Raw genomic sequence first — 14,919 nt, forward strand, 5'->3', positions numbered from 1 at the left:
CCAGTCAGATGGGTCAGCCTTTGGTTCCGGTGGTGGCGATGCCTTGGATGAATTGGCGTTGCAGCAACGTGAAGATCGCGATGATCGGCAGGGACGCAAGGAGCGAGCCGGCCATCAGTACGGGGTAGTCGGTCTGGAACTGCCCCTGCAGCGAGGCGAGCCCGGCTGACAGCGTCATCTTGTCCGGGTCGGTGTTGACCACCAGCGGCCAGAACAGGTCGTTCCAGGACCACAGCAGGACGAGCAGGGCCAACGCGACCAGCCCCGGCCGGGCCAGCGGCAACACGATCGACCAGTAGATCCGTACCGGCCCGGCGCCATCGATCGCCGCGGCCTCCTCGAGCTCCCTGGGCAGCCCGAGGAAGAACTGGCGCAGCAGGAACACACCGAAAGCGCTGAACAACCCCGGTACCACCAACGCCTGCAGGGAATTGAGCCAACCCAGCGACGACATGATCTGGTACTGCGGAATGATGAACAACTGCGGCGGAACCATCAGCACCGACAGCAGTACGCCGAAGAGCACGTTCCGGCCGGGAAACCGGAGCCGGGCGAAGGCATAGGCGGCCATCGAGCAGAACAGCACCTGCCCGATCGTGCGCAACCCGGCCATCAGCACCGTGTTGAGGAACTGGTGACCGAACGGAAGTACCTGGAAGACCTTGCTGTAGTTGTCCCAGCGACCCTCCGGCAACAGCGACGGCGGGACACTCGTCGCGCTGCTCAGCGTCTTGAGCGAGGTGATGATCTGCCAGACGAACGGCGCCACCATCGCCAGTGCCGAGGCGATCAGGATCGTGTGCACCGGGACGTTCTTGTTACGCATAGTGCACCCACCTCTTCTGGAACCGGAACTGGATCGCGGTCAGCACGACGATCAGGAGCAGCAGCATCATCACGATGGCGGCCGCGTAGCCGCGGTCGTTGGTGACGAAGGCGCGGTCGTAGAAGAGCTGGACGACGGTCTCCAGTCGTGGGAACGCCGGGTTCGCCCGCGCGCCGGCACCGGCTCCCGCCATCACATAGACCAGGTCGAAAAGCTGCAGCGACCCGATCACGGACACGACCGAGACGAAGAACGCGGTCGGCGAGAGCAACGGCAGCGTGACGTGGAAGAACTGCCGCCACGATCCGGCGCCGTCGATCGCGGCGGCTTCGTAGTACTCCTTGGGGATCGCCTGGAGCCCGGCCAGGAAGATGATCAGGTTGTACCCGACGCTGGCCCAGATGCCGACCACCACCAGCGCATACAGGGCGGTTGCCGGATCAGCGACCCAGTTCGGGCCGTCGATCCCGACCAGCGACAAGACGTAGTTGATCAGGCCGTAGTCACCGTTGTAGAGCCACCGCCAGACCATCGCGATCGCGACCGGCATGGTCACGACGGGCAGGAAGAACAAGGTCCGGTACAGGCCGACGAACCGCATGCCCTTGCGATTGAGCAGGACCGCGAAGCCGATCGCCAGCGGGATGCTCAGCAGCCCGAGCCCGGTGTAGGTGAGCGTGTTCACCAGTGCCCGGCCGACCTCGGGATCGCTGCCCAGCCGACGGTAGTTGTCGAGCCCGGTCCAGGTGTGGCCACCGAAGGCGCCCCACTCGGTCAGCGAGAAGTACGCGGTCTGCAGCACCGGCCAGAGGTAGAAGATCGCGATCCCCAGGCCTGTGGGGGCGATGAACGCGTACCCCCACAGGGCCTCCTTCACAGAACCGGGTCGCCGCATCTCACTCCTTGGCGAGCAGCGAGTTCATCGCCTGCGCGAGTTCGGTGGCGGCCTTGTCGGTGGGCTCCTCGCCGGTCCAGGCCTTGGTGAGGTACGTCAGCTCCGCCTCGTTCCAGGCGGCCGTGTTCTTCGAGACCGGGAACGGGACGGCGTAGCTGACCGAGTCGAGGAAGGTCTGCAGCTTGAGCTCGGGATGTGCCTTGACCCAGGCGGTCTGCGTCCCGTTGTACGCCGGGATCGGGCCCTTCTTGCCGAGGATCTCGGCAGCCTCCTTGGAGCCGAGGTACTTGACGAACTCCCAGGCCTGGTCGGCGTGCTCGGTCTTGCCCGAGACGACGTTGGCGACGCCGTGGATGATGGTCGCCTGCTTCTCGCCGCGGGGGAGCGGGGCGACGTCGACCTTGCCCTTGGTGTACGTGTTCGCGGTGAACTCCGAGACGTTCCAGGAGCCACCCCAGTACATCGCGATCTTGCCCGCCTCGAAGAGCTGGATCGGCGTCGTGTCGGTCATCGTCTTCAGGTCCGGCGACTGCTTGTTCTTGATCAGGTCGGTCCAGAACGTCAAGCCGGCAATGGTTTTCGGGTCGTCGTACCCGGACTTCTTGCCGTCCGGCGAGATGACGTAGCCGCCGGCCTGGGCGATCGTGTCGTACTGGTACTCCTGGAAGCTGCCCAGCTGGGCCGCCGTCCCGTAGATGCCCTTGGACGCGTCGGTGAGCCTGGCCGTGGCGTCCTTGAAGTCGGCCCAGGTCCAGTCGTCCTTCGGGTACGGGACCTTCTTCGCGTCGAAGAGCGTCTTGTTGTACCAGACGCCGACCGTGTCCATGTCCTTCGGCAGCCCGTACGGCTTGCCTTCGAAGGTGTAGAGGTCGGTCAGCGGCTTCGGGTAGACCGACAGGTCGGCCTGGCCGGGCATCGGCGCGATCACCTTGTTGGACGCGTACAGCTGGAAGTTCGGGCCGTTCATCCAGAAGACGTCGGGCGCGGCGCCGCCGGTGGCGGCGGCCTTCAGCTTGGTCCAGTAGTCGGCCCACGGGGTGAGCTGCACCTGGACGGTGATGTTCGGGTGGGTCTTGGTGAACTCGGTGGCGAGCGCCTCCATCACCGGTTTCTGGTTGGCGTCCCAGACGCCGTACGAGAGTGTGACCTTCGCGTTCGGGTCGGCGGCCGATTTGTCGTCGCCACCGCCCGAACAGGCCGAAACCGCCAGTAGCCCGCCGAGCAGCAGCGCGCTCAGCCTCTTCGACAATCGCATCCTGGGTCCTCCAGACAACATCCCGGTGATTGGGACTAATCATGGAGTCCATTGAAATTATGTCAAGGGGTTAGCACCCTCGATCATGCTCGTCTCGACCTCTTCGAGCGCCAGCCGGACCGCTCCGAGCACCACCCCTTCGTCGCCGAAGGTCGAGATCCGGATCTCCGGCGTCCGCAGACACCACCGGTCCAGCTCGCCTCGCAACGGCTCGATCACCACGTCGGCGGAGCGGGAAAATCCACCACCGATCACCAGCAGTTCCGGGTCGAGCGTGAGGATCAGAGCTGAAACCCCGATGGCGATGTCCCGGGTGTACCGCCGAACGGCCTTGATGGCTGAGCGGTCGCCCTGGCGGGCCGCCTCGAACACGTCGCCAAACTCATCGCCGCCCGCGTGTGCGGGGGAGTTGGTGGTGGGATTGCTGATGGTCCAGGCTCGGAGGTGGTCTGGGGCTTTGAGCCAGCCGACGGCGGGGAGGGCTCCGATCTCGCCGGCGGCGTTGCCGAAGCCTCGGTGGAGTTTGCCGTCGATGATCAGGCCGGTACCGGTGCGGACGCCGGCCAGCAGGAAGACCACGTCTTTGGCATAGCGGGCCACGCCCCGCCAGGATTCGGCCAGCGCGGCCAGCTTGCTGTCGTTTTCCACCCGGACGGGCGCGGGAACCAGCCGGCGCAGGTGGTCGGCGAGGTCCACGCCGGTCCACTCGGTCAGTGAGTCGGAGAGCATGACCTTGCCGGTGCCGTCGACCAGGCCGGTGGTCGCGACGCCGGTCGACCAGATCTCGGCCGGTGTGGTGCCGGCTCCGGCGAGGGCCGCGACGACGCAGCGATCGATGGCGGCCAGGCGTTCCTTGCGACCGAGCTCAGGCGTCACCGGCACACTCGCGGAGTCCAGCACCTCGCCGTCGAGGTCGGTGACCAGTGCGCGGATCGTGTGGCCGCCGATGTCGACGCCGAGCACCCGGCCGGCGTCAGCGCGGAACCGGTACCGCCGCGCGGGTCGCCCGACCGTACCGGCGGTCGGCTCGGCCTCGGCCACCCAGCCGCGGCCGATCAGCTCGCGGATCACGTCCTCCGTCGACGCCCGGGACAGCCCGGTGCGCTTGGCCAGCTCGGTCAAGGTGAGCGGCTTGTCGTCGCGCAGCGCCCTGATCGCCGCCATCGCGTTGAGCTGCCGCAGTCTGGACAGATCGCCGCCGCTCGGTTCCTCGGTCATCGTCCACCCCTTGAGGTTCGTCGCGATCAGTGCCAATAATGATGGACTCCTTTATAACTCGGGGAAAGGAATCCATGACAAGCGTGACTCTAGCCCTGGTCGGCGGCGGACTCCGCGGACAGCTGTACGCCCGGAGTGCCGTCGCATCGCAAGCGGCTCGGGTGACCGCCATCGCCGAGCCCGATCCGGGTCGACGGACGGCACTCGGCGCTGAGTTCGGAGTACCGGCCGATCGCCTGTACGCCGATTGGGCCGACCTGGCCGATGCCGGCCGGCTGGCGGACGCCGCGATCATCGCCACGCAGGACCAGCTGCATACGGCCCCGGCCGTGCGGCTGGCGGATCTCGGCTATCACCTGCTGCTCGAGAAGCCGATGGCGACGACCGAGGCCGAGGCTGCCGCGATCGCGGCAGCGGCCGAGCGCAACGGGATCATCCTCGCGGTCTGCCACGTGCTCAGGTACACGCCCTACACCCGGATGCTGAAGGAGTTGCTCGACACCGGGCGGATCGGGCGGCTGGTGAACGTCCAGCACCTGGAGCCGGTCGGGTGGTGGCACCAGGCGCATTCCTTTGTCCGTGGGCATTGGCGGCGGTCGGACACGTCGGCGCCGATGCTGCTCACGAAGGCGTGCCACGATCTCGATTGGCTGGTGCACCTCTTCGATGCGGTACCGACGCGGGTCAGCTCGTTCGGCAGCTTGACCCACTTCAAGGCGTCCGAGCGACCACTGGGTGCCGCTCTGCGATGCCTCGACTGTCCCTTGGAATCTTCCTGTCCGTACTCCGCGAAGCGGCTCTACCTCGACTGCCTGGCCGACCCGGATCGGCACTACTGGCCGCTGGGTGCGGTGACGGACGACCGCACCGAGGCCGGTGTGCTCGAGGCGTTGCGGACCGGTCCGTACGGGCGGTGTGTGTACGCGTGTGACAACGACGTGGTCGATCACCAGGTGGTGAATCTGGAGTTCCCCGACGGGGGCACGTGCTCGTTCACGATGAGCGCGTTCACGCCGATGGAGCACCGCAGGACAAGGCTTCTCGGCACGCACGGGTTCCTCGATGGCGATGGGCAGACGATCCGGTTGGTGGACTTCCGGACTGGTGAGGAGGAGCTGCTCGCAGTACCGGAGGCCGATGGCGACGGGCACGGCGGTGGGGATCAGGAGCTGACGGCGACCTTCCTGCGCGCCGTGCAGACCGGCAACCCGGCTCTGCTTCCCACCGACGCCGGTGCGAGCCTCGCCACGCATCGGGTTGTCTGGGCCGCCGAGGAGGCCCGAACGAGCGGCACGGTGGTCACGCTGACCACCTGAAACAGCCGGTGAGGTTGGCCTGGGCGTTGACGGTCCGACGCGCGCTATCGTGGCGCGCTATCTTGGAAGGGCGCGGATCGCTCGAGTTTGCTGAGGCCGGCCCGGATCCACCCCGCCGGTGGCGTCGGTTCGTGCGGGGAGCGGACATGATCATCCTCGACCTCATCATCGTTGCGCTGATCGTCGGCCTGATCGGGTCGGCGCTGAGCGTCCGCGTCGTCAAGCAGTTCGAGCGCGGTGTCGTCTTCCGGTTCGGCCGGGTTCAGCCGGCGGTCCGCGGGCCTGGGCTGGCGATGCTGGTACCGATCGCTGACCGGCTGCAGAAGGTCAACATGCAGATCGTCACGATGCCGGTTCCGGCGCAGGACGGCATCACCCGCGACAACGTGACGGTTCGCGTCGATGCCGTCGTGTACTTCAGCGTCATCGATCCGGTCCGGGCGGTGGTCGACGTCCAGGACTACCTCTCGGCGATCGCCCAGGTGGCGCAGACGTCGCTGCGGTCGATCATCGGCAAGAGCGATCTGGATGATCTGCTGTCGAACCGCGAGCGGCTCAACCAGGGCATGGAGTTGATGATCGACAGTCCCGCGCTCGATTGGGGTGTGCATATCGAGCGGGTGGAGATCAAGGACGTCGCGTTGCCCGAGACGATGAAGCGGTCTATGTCGCGGCAGGCGGAGGCGGAGCGCGAGCGGCGGGCGCGGATCATCACCGCGGACGGCGAGCTGCAGGCGTCGGAGAAGCTCGGCCAGGCCGCCGAGGTGATGGCCGACCACCCGGCCGCGCTGCAACTGCGTCTGCTGCAGACCGTCGTCGAGGTAGCCGCCGAGAAGAACTCAACATTGGTACTCCCGTTCCCGGTCGAACTCCTCCGCTTCCTCGAACGCTCAACACCCGCAGAAGCCCCGAAGCCGAAGGCGGCATCTGAGGAGCCGGGCGCATCGGAGGAGCTGCCCGCATCGGAGCCGGCGACGCCGGTGCTGGACGCTGAGCAAAGCGACGCGCCTCCGCAGGAGCTGACCACAGCGTCCCCGCCAGTGGCGGAGCTGTCGGCCGTCGCTCGACCGACGGGGGCCGAGCAGGTGGAGTCGAACGGGCGTACCTAGGTCGACGTCGCCTGGGCCAGGAGGCCGTCTACTAGTGCTTCGATGCCTAGGGCGAAGGTGTCTGGGGCGGCCCAGGTGTCCCAGTGGTGGGCTACTGAGGTCAGGTGGGGGAGGTCGGCTTCGTCGAGTCGCTTGAGGAAGGCATCGAAGTCGGGTGGGGTGGCCTTCTCCTTCGTACGGGCGCGGACGAGGATCTCGCCGGCCGTGTAGTACCACATGTTGCGGAAGATCAGGACGGCCTGTTGCGGCGTGCAGCCGTGGTCGATCGCGCCGGCCAGGATGGTCTCGACGAACCAGAGCGTGGGTTCGTTCAGCCGGGCGATGAACCCGTCGACGGTGAGCACCTCCGCGGTCCACGGCCAGGCCGCGAGACTGTCGTGGATCGCGATGGCGGCGGTGATCATCCGGTCCCGCGGCGCGCTGGGCAGCTCGGGGTGCGGGACCTTGTCGAGGTACGCCGAGATCAGCAGGAGCAGCAGATCCTCCTTGTCCCGGACATGGTGGTACAGCGTCGTCGGGCCGACACCCAGCTCGGCGGCCAGCTTGCGGATCGTCAGCTGCTCCCAGCCGTCCCGGTCGATGAGCTGGCGGGCGCCCGCCAGGATCTGGGCGCGGGACGTCACCGGCGGCCGGCCGGTGCGGCCTTGCGGCGCGAGTGGTCGAGGCATCGTCCCATCATCGTGCACTCGACGGCCGGATCCGCGCATGCTACTTTCGGAACATGTTCCGAAACACGTTCGAAAAGTCGCCCACCGAAAAGTCGCTGCGCGGAGAGCCGCCGGCCCGAGACGCCCGGCCGGGGGTGATCCTCGCCGCGGTGGCGGTCGTGCAGTTCATGGTGTCGCTGGACCTGTCGGTCGTGAATCTCGGCCTGCCACAGATCGGCGCCGCCCTCGGCTTCAGCGAAGTCGGCCTGACCTGGGTGATCCACGCCTACGCCCTCACCTTCGGCGGCCTGCTGCTGCTCGGCGGCAAACTCGCCGACCGGTACGGCCGCAAGCGCATCCTGCTATTCGGCCTGGCGTTGTTCGGCCTGGCTTCATTGACCGGCGGATTCGCACAGGAGGCCGGTCAATTGGTCGCCGCCCGCGCCGCGCAGGGAGTCGGTGCCGCAGCGCTGGCGCCGGCCGCGTTGTCGCTCCTGACCTCGACCTTCCCCAGCGGCAAGGAGCGCGTCCGTGCCTTCGGCGTGTGGAGCGCCACGAACGCGGCCGGTGGCGCGTTGGGGGTGTTGATCGGCGGACTGCTCACGGAGTACGCGAGCTGGCGCTGGTTGATGTTCGTGAACGTGCCGATGGCAGCCGGCGCGCTGCTGATGGCTTGGCGCAGCGTACGGTCTGATGCCGGCTCCGGAGACCGCGGTCGACCGGATGTGTTGGGTGCGCTCCTCGCCACGGCGGGCATGGTCCTGCTGGTCTTCGGTGTCGTGCGCACTGACCGGCATGCGTGGGGCTCTGCGGCCACGCTCACGACGCTGGCGATCGCCGTGGCTTTGCTGGCTGCTTTCGTCTACGTCGAGCGGACGACTACTCGCGATCCGCTGATCCGGCTCGGGCTGTTCGCCAACCGCGCTGTCACGGGGGCCAACGCCTACAACCTTCTGCTCGGTGCCGCGATGGCGTCGTCGTTCTACTTCGCGTCGCTCTATCTCCAGCGAGTGCTCGGGACTGGTCCGGCCCGGACCGGCGTCGAGTTCCTGCCGTTCGCTTTCGGGGTGGTCGTCGGGGCTGTGCTGGCCATCAAGCTCGGCTACCGGTTCAGTCCGAGGGCGCTGCTGGTGGTCGGTGGCCTGCTGACGGCGGCCGGGTTCGCCTGGTTCGGGCTGATCAGTGCCGATGGGTCGTTCCAGGCGGACTTCCTGGGGCCGTCGATCATCACGAGCATCGGCTTCGGTATCTGTCTCGGCCAGGTCGTTTCGCTTGCGACGGCAGGGGTTCCGGCTCACGAATCGGGTACTGCGTCGGGGCTGCTGGCCAGTTCTCGCCAGATCGGGGCGTCGCTCGGGTTGGCGGCACTCGGTACCGCCGCGCACCGGCGTACCGGCGGAGTTGCCACGGCGGAGGCGCTCAACGACGGCTATGCCCTCGGCATGACACTGGGCGCGGTCCTATTACTCGGAGCCGTACTACTCGCCGCCATCATCCTGCGCCCAACCACAACACCCGACCTCGCCGAGCACAAGGTGCCTTAGGCAACTGGTTGGCGGGTGTCGCGGCCGGCGGCTGCGCCGATGAGGATTTGGAGGGTGGAGAGGGCCGTGAAGACTATGAGGGTGGTGGTCCAGGTGTTGGTCAGCTCTGTCAGGTAGCCGGCCAGGGCGGGGCCGGTGGCGGCCAGGAGGTAACCGATGGATTGGGCCATGCCGGAGAGTTGGGTGGTCTCGTGGTGGCTGCGGCCTCGGATGCTGATCAGGGAGAGGGCCGCTACCAGGGCGGCACCTTGGCCCAGGCCGCCGATGATCGCCCAGGCGACGACAAGCTTCGGCGCCAGGAGCAGGCCGAGGAGCGCGACGACGATCGGGACGCTGGCGGTGACGGCGCCGGCGCGCTGGCTGGCCGGATTGCGCATCAGCCAGGGGATGCAGAGGCCGCCGACCAAGCCGAAGCCTTGGAAGAGGAACAGGTGGATGCCGGCGGCCTGCTCCGAGAAGCCGTGCGAGATCTCGATCGTGGGCAGCCAGGTGACGAACACGTAGAAGCTCGTCGACTGCAGGCCCATGTAGGCGGTGACCAGCCAGGCCATCGGCTGCCGCCAGACGCTCACCAGGGGTCTGTCGGTAGCTGCGTCCAGGGCGAGCGGGGTGGAGTTCGCGTTCGCTGGGATCCGGATCAAGGCGGCCGCCAGGGCGAGTCCGCCCCAGATTGCCAGGGCGAGGCGCCAGTTCGAGCCGGCGGCGACCGGTACGGCAATCGCCGACGCGAGTGCGGCGCCGCCGGTGATGAAGGCCGTGTACACGCTCATCGCGCGGGACACGTGCCCGGCGTAGTCACGCTTGATCAGGACCGGTACGAGCACGTTGCCGACCGCGATCGAGGCGCCGATCACCAGGGTGCCGAGCCATAGGCCGACGGCTCCGGTGTACGACCGGAGGACGCTGCCGGCTGCGAGTACCAGCAGTGAGACGAAGACCGCGCGCTCCATCCCGAGCCATTTCGAGAGGCGATGTACCAGGGGAGAGGCCAGCCCGAACGCCACGAGTGGAAGCGCGCCGAGCACTCCCAGCGCGCCTTCGCCGAGTCCTTCGTCCAGGCCGATCTGCGGCAGCAACGGGCCGACGGCGGTGATGGCGGGGCGCAGGCACAGGGCGACCAGGAAGACGCTCGCGGCGATCAAGGAGCTTCGCCGCGCGGTCGCCGCTCCGGCTGTCACAGCCACGGCTGTTCTCGGTGATCGGCTCGCTGCAGCGTTGGCTCGCCCGACGCCTGTGTCACCGCCACGATGTCACTGCCACGACCTGTACCTCACTGGCTCGACCGATCAAATGTCCGACATTTACACTCTAACCATGGCATTGAGTGGACCGGTACGGCAGGCCCCGTTGGTGATGCAGGTCTCAGAGCAGTTCCGGGCGCTGATCGAGGCCGGCGCGTGGCCGGTCGGGGCGAAGATCCCGGGGGAGAACCAGTTGGCCGGAGAGCTGGGCGTGAGCCGCGGGACAGTGCGTGAGGCACTGCGATCACTCAGTCTGACCGGGCTGCTCGAGCCGCGGGTCGGCGACGGCACCTACGTCCGCGCGACCAATGAGATCAGCGGCGTACTGGTCCGCGACGAGTTGTCGGCGACGTTGACGCATGTCCTCGACGCACGCGCCGGCATCGAGGGTGCGGCCGCTCGTCTGGCGGCACTGCATTACACCGAGCAGAGCCTCGCCGCAATGGAGGCCGCGCTCGTCGCGCGGCGGAGTGCACATGAGACCGGCGACCTAGAGGGCTACGTGGCCGCGGATGCGTCCTTCCATCGCGGCATCGTCGAGGCGAGTGGCAACCCGTTGCTACTTCGCCTGTACGACGCTGTCGCCGAGGTGCTGACTGAGTCGATCCACGAGACGGCGACGATCCCCGAGGACCCGCGTGTGCGCGATGCCCACCACAACCTGGTGGCCGCGATCCGGGAGGGAGATCCCGAGCTCGCCGCGCAGGCGTCGTACGCGCTGATCGACTCCGTCAAACAATCAGCCGTCAGCGACTGATAGTGATGTCGTCCAGGAGGAACGTAGTCGGAATGGTGTCGTTTTCGGTGGTTGTCCAGGTCAGGGTGACTGGGCGGCCCCGGTACGCCGTGAGGTCGATCGACTGGGCGACGTACCGTGATCCGGACTGAGCGCCGGTCAGGGTGCGGACTGCCTTGCCGTCGACGGTCAGTTTGAGGGAGTCAGCCTTGTCGCCACCGCTGACCCGTGCGGCAAAGCGCAGTTGCGGTCGGCCAGTGGCCGGTACGACGACCCGCTGGCTCAACGCGTCCGACTGGACCGCGCCGTAGCCGCCCAGCATCGCGTAGCCGAGACCGTCGTTGCTGTACTGCCCGTCCTCACGAATCACGTCCGCCGACTGCGTCCAGCCACCGGTACCAGCCTCGAAGGCGCCGTTGACGACAGCATCCTTGCGAGTACTCACCACCCAGCTGATCACCGTGTTGCCGCGCGCGCCGGTCGAGTCGGTCGCGGTGACCGTCGTCGAGTGCGTGCCCGGCATGCTCGGTACGCCGTAGATGAGACCGGTGATGGCGTTGAGACGCAGGCCGTCGGGGAGGTCCGTGGCGGTCAGCCGGACCCGGCCTCCTGCCGAGTCGGTCGCCCGGACGTGGAGTACGACCGGAGTGCCGACGGCGCTGAATTGCTGGGCCGGGGTGTTGACGGTGACGCGGTTTGCCTTGGTCGGCGAGGTGAGTGCCTGCAGGCGGTTCGGCGTACCGAGGCCGGTCGGGCCGTCCCAGCCGGCTTGCGCGGTACAGAGTGGGGCCGGCTTGCACTCGCCGTTGTTGCCTTCGACAACATCATTGAGGTCTGCGGTACTGCCGTACGGGTAGCTGGCCGGGTGCGAGGTGGGGGATGGGTCGCCGGCCAGGGCATAGGTCGAGGCGATGATCGGTGCGGCCGCGCTGGTGCCGCCGTACACGGCCCAGCCGTCGCCGCCGGTGGTCTGGTAGACGGCTACGCCTGTCGCGGGGTCGGCGACTGCGGAGATGTCGGCGATCGCGCGCTTGGGGCAGGTGGCCGCTGGGATGACTGATTGCCAAGTCGGTTTGGTGATCTCGGCCGAGCAACCGGAGCCGGTGCCGTGGCCGGGTTCGTTGTTCCAGACGGTTTCGGCCCAGCCGCGACCGGAGTCGGTCTTGGTCAGCGTCGTACCGCCGATGGCCGTGGTCGCTGCCGAGCTTGCCGGGTAGGACGTACCGGCCTCGTAGTCGTAGTCACCGGTCGAGGCGGCGTAGACGATGCCGCTGGTGTTGAAGTACTGCTTGTCGAGCTCTGGCAGGTTGCCCGACTCGGGGCCGCCCCAGCTCAGGGAGACGAACTTGGCGCCGAGGTTCTCAGCGGTCTTGACCGCGGCGAGCAGGTCGTTGGTCGGGGAGTCGGCCTCGATCAGGGTGATGCCGCAGTTCGGGCAGACGGCCGAGACCATGTCGAGGTCCAGTGAGATCTCGCCCGACCAGGATGACGACGGAGCCGGAAGTGGGCTGGGTATGCCGTTCTGGTTCAGCTTCTGGAAACAGCCGTTGTCCGTAGTGCAGGCCGGTAGTCCGAACTGCTTGCGGTAGACGGCCAGGTCGGATTCGGCCGTCGGGTCGTCATAGGCGTCGACGATGTAGACGCGCTGACCCTTGCCGGCTGTTGCACTCGGCAACTTGTACGCCGCTGCCAAGTCTGTAGGGCCGTAGCCCTGCGGTGCGGCGGCGGCGCGAGCGCGGGAACCGAGGTCGGCACGTCGTTGCGCGAAGCAGGTGAAGTAGCCGGGCTCGACCTTCTGGTCGCAACTGGCCACGACCTTCGGGGACTCACGGACGTCGGCCGACGCGACCATGCTCGTACCGCCGACCAGCAGCAGGGCCAGGGGAATCGCCAACCGGCGCAGGGCGGTCACTGGTGTACTCCAGACTTCTGCCAGGTCTTGCCGGCATCGCGGGTCACCCAGAGTTGGGTGTCGGGGGTGTAGGCCGCGTCGCGTTCGACCAGCCAGGCGGTGGTCGCCGACTGCCAGACGAGGTCGTGGATGTGTTCGCTGTTCTCCAGCCAGCTCTGGTCGTAGCGCCAGGACTTGGTGAGTGCCGGGCGGTTGTAGACCAGGCTCGCGGTGACGGTGGTGAGCATGACCGCGCCGTCCGCGTTGACGGCGAGTTGGCTGCCCAGCCCGAGGGTGCCGGGCACAGCGTCGTACCGGAAGGACTTGCCGCCGTCACCGGAGACCATGACGGTCTTCTCCGACTGGCCGCGACCGTAGTGAGCGATGCAGAGGGCGAAGATCCGGTTCGGCCCGTTGGTCGCGAGGTCGGTGACGATCGCGTCCTCCGCGTCAGCGCAGGTGAGCGTGCTGGTCGACCGGACCTTGCCGTCGCGCAGAGTGCTGAGCCGGTTGGGGGCGGTGAAAGATGCCGTGAGCAAGTAAACCGTCGGTCCGTGGGCATCGGCTGCGAAGAGGACGTTGTCGTCAGCAGCCACGGTCACCTTGACCTGCTGCCAGCCGGTGGACTTCCCGGCGGGCGCGCGCCAGACCTTGAGCGGCCTGTCGTCGCAGATACCGGTCCCGATCGCACAACCAGAAGTCACGACGTAGGTGCCGTCAGGTGCCGCAAGCAACTGCAGGACCTTGGCGTCGCCACCCGGCACCTGGACCTTCGTCCAGGTTTTGCCGCTGTCCTTGGTGACTTCGAGGTACGGATCGTAGGCCCAGCCGAACGTCGCGCTGGCGAACTGCAGGCTCGTCAGCCCCGGCTCACCGCTCATCGCGAGCGGGTTGTGCGTCTTGCCCGCCGTCGCCCACGTCTTGCCGCCATCGTGAGTCGCCTGTACTTCGGCGAGGCAGCTCGCGTTGCCGCAACTGCCGAGCAGGTAGCCGTCCTTCGCGGTCGGCCAGACGATGGACTGCGGCGCGAACTTCGGGGGCGCGGGCTGTTGCGCGGTCGCCACGGTCGCTCCCGAGCTCACCAGTAACGCGGTCGCGACGGCCCCAGCCAGGGCTATCGCGGAACGGCCAACATACAGACGCACTGTTCACTCCTCGGACCTAGACGGCTGCCATCGCACACGCTAAGCCTTGCCGGGACCTGTTGGGCGCCCATTCCGGCCAACCGCCGATTGTGGCCATCTGAAGGGACCCTAGGCTGACGCAGTGGCTGACTGGGAAGCGGTGGGGTTGAGCGGGTTCGACGCGGATCTGTATCGGCAGTTGTTGCGGGAGCCGGGGGTGGCGGTCGCGCAGCATGGGGAGGCGCTCGGGGTGCCGGTGGCAACGGTTGAGGCTGCGGTGGCTCGGCTGGTGGGATTGGGGTTGGTGCGCGGCGGGTCGGAGGAAGCGCCGGCGCCGGTGGATCCGCGGTCCGGAGTCGGGATGCTGGTGCGGGAGCGGCGGGCGGCGCTCGACGGGGTCGCGGCGATGACCGATCAGCTGGCGCGGGAGTTCAGCGCGGGACAGTTGCGGGCCGAGCCGAGCCGGCTGATCGAGATCGCGGTCGGCCGGGAGGCGATCGAGGCGCGGATCGAGGACATGTTGCGTGGGGCAACCGAGCAGGCGGTGGGGACGGACACGCCGCCCTACGTTGCCGACGGCAGCCATCAGGTGTCGAGGGCCGAGTTGGCGCTGCTGGATCGCGGGGTGCGATTCCGGTCGATCTACGCTTCCGAAGTACTGGACCATCCGGCCTGGGTGGCGCATCTGACGTCGATGGCGGAGCGGGGTGAACAGGCGCGGGTACTACCTCAGGTGCCCTTGAAGCTGCTGATCGTCGACGGCACCACCGCGATCCTGCCGTTGGCGGGCGATGAGTCGTCCGGGAGTCAGACGCCGCCTGCTCAGGCGCGCGCGGTGGTGGTCACGGACTCGGTGCTGACCAATGCGCTGCAGGTGTTGTTCGACCAGTTGTGGGGTCAGGCGACGCCGCTGCGGTTGACGGAGTCGGATGCTGTCGATCCGGCGGCTTCGCTGATCAATCTGCTGGCCAGTGGGATGAAGGACGAGGCGATCGCCCGCCAGCTCGGGATCAGCGGGCGGACGCTGCGGCGGCGGATCGCGCAGGTACAGGAGCAGCTGGGCGCGACGAGTCGCTTCCAGGCAGGACTCCAAGCCGCCCGCCACGGCTGGCACTAG

Annotated in this window: 13 protein-coding genes; 5 read left to right on the forward strand and 8 right to left on the reverse strand. The window is 67.6% G+C overall.

What is annotated here, in order from left to right; translation table 11 throughout:
* Window positions 1–13 precede the first annotated feature (13 nt).
* Genes ACIA12_RS03965 through ACIA12_RS03980 form a run of 4 tightly spaced genes read right to left on the reverse strand, consistent with a single transcriptional unit; the run spans window position 14 to window position 4,194 of the window.
* Entirely contained in the window at window positions 14–826 is an 813-nt protein-coding gene (locus ACIA12_RS03965; protein WP_396365301.1) for a carbohydrate ABC transporter permease, read from the reverse strand.
* Entirely contained in the window at window positions 819–1,721 is a 903-nt protein-coding gene (locus ACIA12_RS03970) for a carbohydrate ABC transporter permease (protein WP_396365302.1), read from the reverse strand. The genes ACIA12_RS03965 and ACIA12_RS03970 overlap by 8 nt, the downstream gene beginning before the upstream one ends.
* A 1-nt stretch (window position 1,722) precedes the next feature.
* Window positions 1,723–2,976, reverse strand: a complete 1,254-nt coding sequence (locus tag ACIA12_RS03975) for an ABC transporter substrate-binding protein (protein WP_396365303.1) — start codon at window positions 2,974–2,976, stop codon at window positions 1,723–1,725.
* Between the two features lie 57 nt (window positions 2,977–3,033).
* Window positions 3,034–4,194, reverse strand: a complete 1,161-nt coding sequence (locus ACIA12_RS03980; protein WP_396365304.1) for an ROK family protein — start codon at window positions 4,192–4,194, stop codon at window positions 3,034–3,036.
* 74 nt (window positions 4,195–4,268) lie between these two features.
* Between ACIA12_RS03980 and ACIA12_RS03985 the strand changes: the two genes are divergently transcribed.
* Entirely contained in the window at window positions 4,269–5,510 is a 1,242-nt protein-coding gene (locus ACIA12_RS03985) for a Gfo/Idh/MocA family protein (RefSeq protein ID WP_396365305.1), read from the forward strand.
* 146 nt (window positions 5,511–5,656) lie between these two features.
* Entirely contained in the window at window positions 5,657–6,619 is a 963-nt protein-coding gene (locus ACIA12_RS03990; RefSeq protein WP_396365306.1) for an SPFH domain-containing protein, read from the forward strand.
* Here the strand turns inward: ACIA12_RS03990 and ACIA12_RS03995 are convergent.
* Window positions 6,616–7,287 (reverse strand): TetR/AcrR family transcriptional regulator, encoded by a 672-nt coding sequence (locus ACIA12_RS03995; protein ID WP_396365307.1) that lies wholly within the window; start codon window positions 7,285–7,287, stop codon window positions 6,616–6,618. The genes ACIA12_RS03990 and ACIA12_RS03995 overlap by 4 nt on opposite strands.
* Window positions 7,288–7,340: 53 nt before the next feature.
* Between ACIA12_RS03995 and ACIA12_RS04000 the strand changes: the two genes are divergently transcribed.
* Window positions 7,341–8,810 (forward strand): MFS transporter, encoded by a 1,470-nt coding sequence (locus ACIA12_RS04000; RefSeq protein WP_396365308.1) that lies wholly within the window; start codon window positions 7,341–7,343, stop codon window positions 8,808–8,810.
* Here the strand turns inward: ACIA12_RS04000 and ACIA12_RS04005 are convergent.
* Window positions 8,807–9,994: an MFS transporter gene (locus tag ACIA12_RS04005; RefSeq protein WP_396365309.1), complete on the reverse strand. Its 1,188-nt coding sequence runs from the start codon at window positions 9,992–9,994 to the stop codon at window positions 8,807–8,809. The two genes, ACIA12_RS04000 and ACIA12_RS04005, sit on opposite strands and share 4 nt — an antisense overlap.
* Before the next feature lie 130 nt (window positions 9,995–10,124).
* Between ACIA12_RS04005 and ACIA12_RS04010 the strand changes: the two genes are divergently transcribed.
* Window positions 10,125–10,808, forward strand: a complete 684-nt coding sequence (locus tag ACIA12_RS04010) for a FadR/GntR family transcriptional regulator (RefSeq protein WP_396365310.1) — start codon at window positions 10,125–10,127, stop codon at window positions 10,806–10,808.
* On the opposite strand, the gene ACIA12_RS04015 is transcribed toward ACIA12_RS04010, so the two are convergent.
* The gene (locus ACIA12_RS04015; protein WP_396365311.1) at window positions 10,798–12,699 is read right to left on the reverse strand and encodes a putative Ig domain-containing protein; all 1,902 of its coding nucleotides are present in this window, start codon (window positions 12,697–12,699) and stop codon (window positions 10,798–10,800) included. The two genes, ACIA12_RS04010 and ACIA12_RS04015, sit on opposite strands and share 11 nt — an antisense overlap.
* Window positions 12,696–13,823, reverse strand: a complete 1,128-nt coding sequence (locus ACIA12_RS04020) for a hypothetical protein (protein ID WP_396365312.1) — start codon at window positions 13,821–13,823, stop codon at window positions 12,696–12,698. The genes ACIA12_RS04015 and ACIA12_RS04020 overlap by 4 nt, the downstream gene beginning before the upstream one ends.
* A 121-nt stretch (window positions 13,824–13,944) precedes the next feature.
* On the opposite strand from ACIA12_RS04020, the gene ACIA12_RS04025 reads away from it, so the two are divergent.
* Entirely contained in the window at window positions 13,945–14,919 is a 975-nt protein-coding gene (locus ACIA12_RS04025) for a LuxR C-terminal-related transcriptional regulator (protein ID WP_396365313.1), read from the forward strand.

The sequence above is a fragment of the Kribbella sp. NPDC051620 genome, from assembly GCF_044453825.1.
In the GTDB taxonomy this organism is placed as follows: domain Bacteria; phylum Actinomycetota; class Actinomycetes; order Propionibacteriales; family Kribbellaceae; genus Kribbella.

Coding starts and splice junctions, on each gene's coding strand:
- ACIA12_RS03965 (WP_396365301.1), bottom strand. CDS start 826: ATGCGTAACAAGAACGTCCCGGTGCACACGATCCTGATCGCCTCGGCA.
- ACIA12_RS03970 (WP_396365302.1), bottom strand. CDS start 1,721: ATGCGGCGACCCGGTTCTGTGAAGGAGGCCCTGTGGGGGTACGCGTTC.
- ACIA12_RS03975 (WP_396365303.1), bottom strand. CDS start 2,976: ATGCGATTGTCGAAGAGGCTGAGCGCGCTGCTGCTCGGCGGGCTACTG.
- ACIA12_RS03980 (WP_396365304.1), bottom strand. CDS start 4,194: ATGACCGAGGAACCGAGCGGCGGCGATCTGTCCAGACTGCGGCAGCTC.
- ACIA12_RS03985 (WP_396365305.1), top strand. CDS start 4,269: ATGACAAGCGTGACTCTAGCCCTGGTCGGCGGCGGACTCCGCGGACAG.
- ACIA12_RS03990 (WP_396365306.1), top strand. CDS start 5,657: ATGATCATCCTCGACCTCATCATCGTTGCGCTGATCGTCGGCCTGATC.
- ACIA12_RS03995 (WP_396365307.1), bottom strand. CDS start 7,287: ATGCCTCGACCACTCGCGCCGCAAGGCCGCACCGGCCGGCCGCCGGTG.
- ACIA12_RS04000 (WP_396365308.1), top strand. CDS start 7,341: ATGTTCCGAAACACGTTCGAAAAGTCGCCCACCGAAAAGTCGCTGCGC.
- ACIA12_RS04010 (WP_396365310.1), top strand. CDS start 10,125: ATGGCATTGAGTGGACCGGTACGGCAGGCCCCGTTGGTGATGCAGGTC.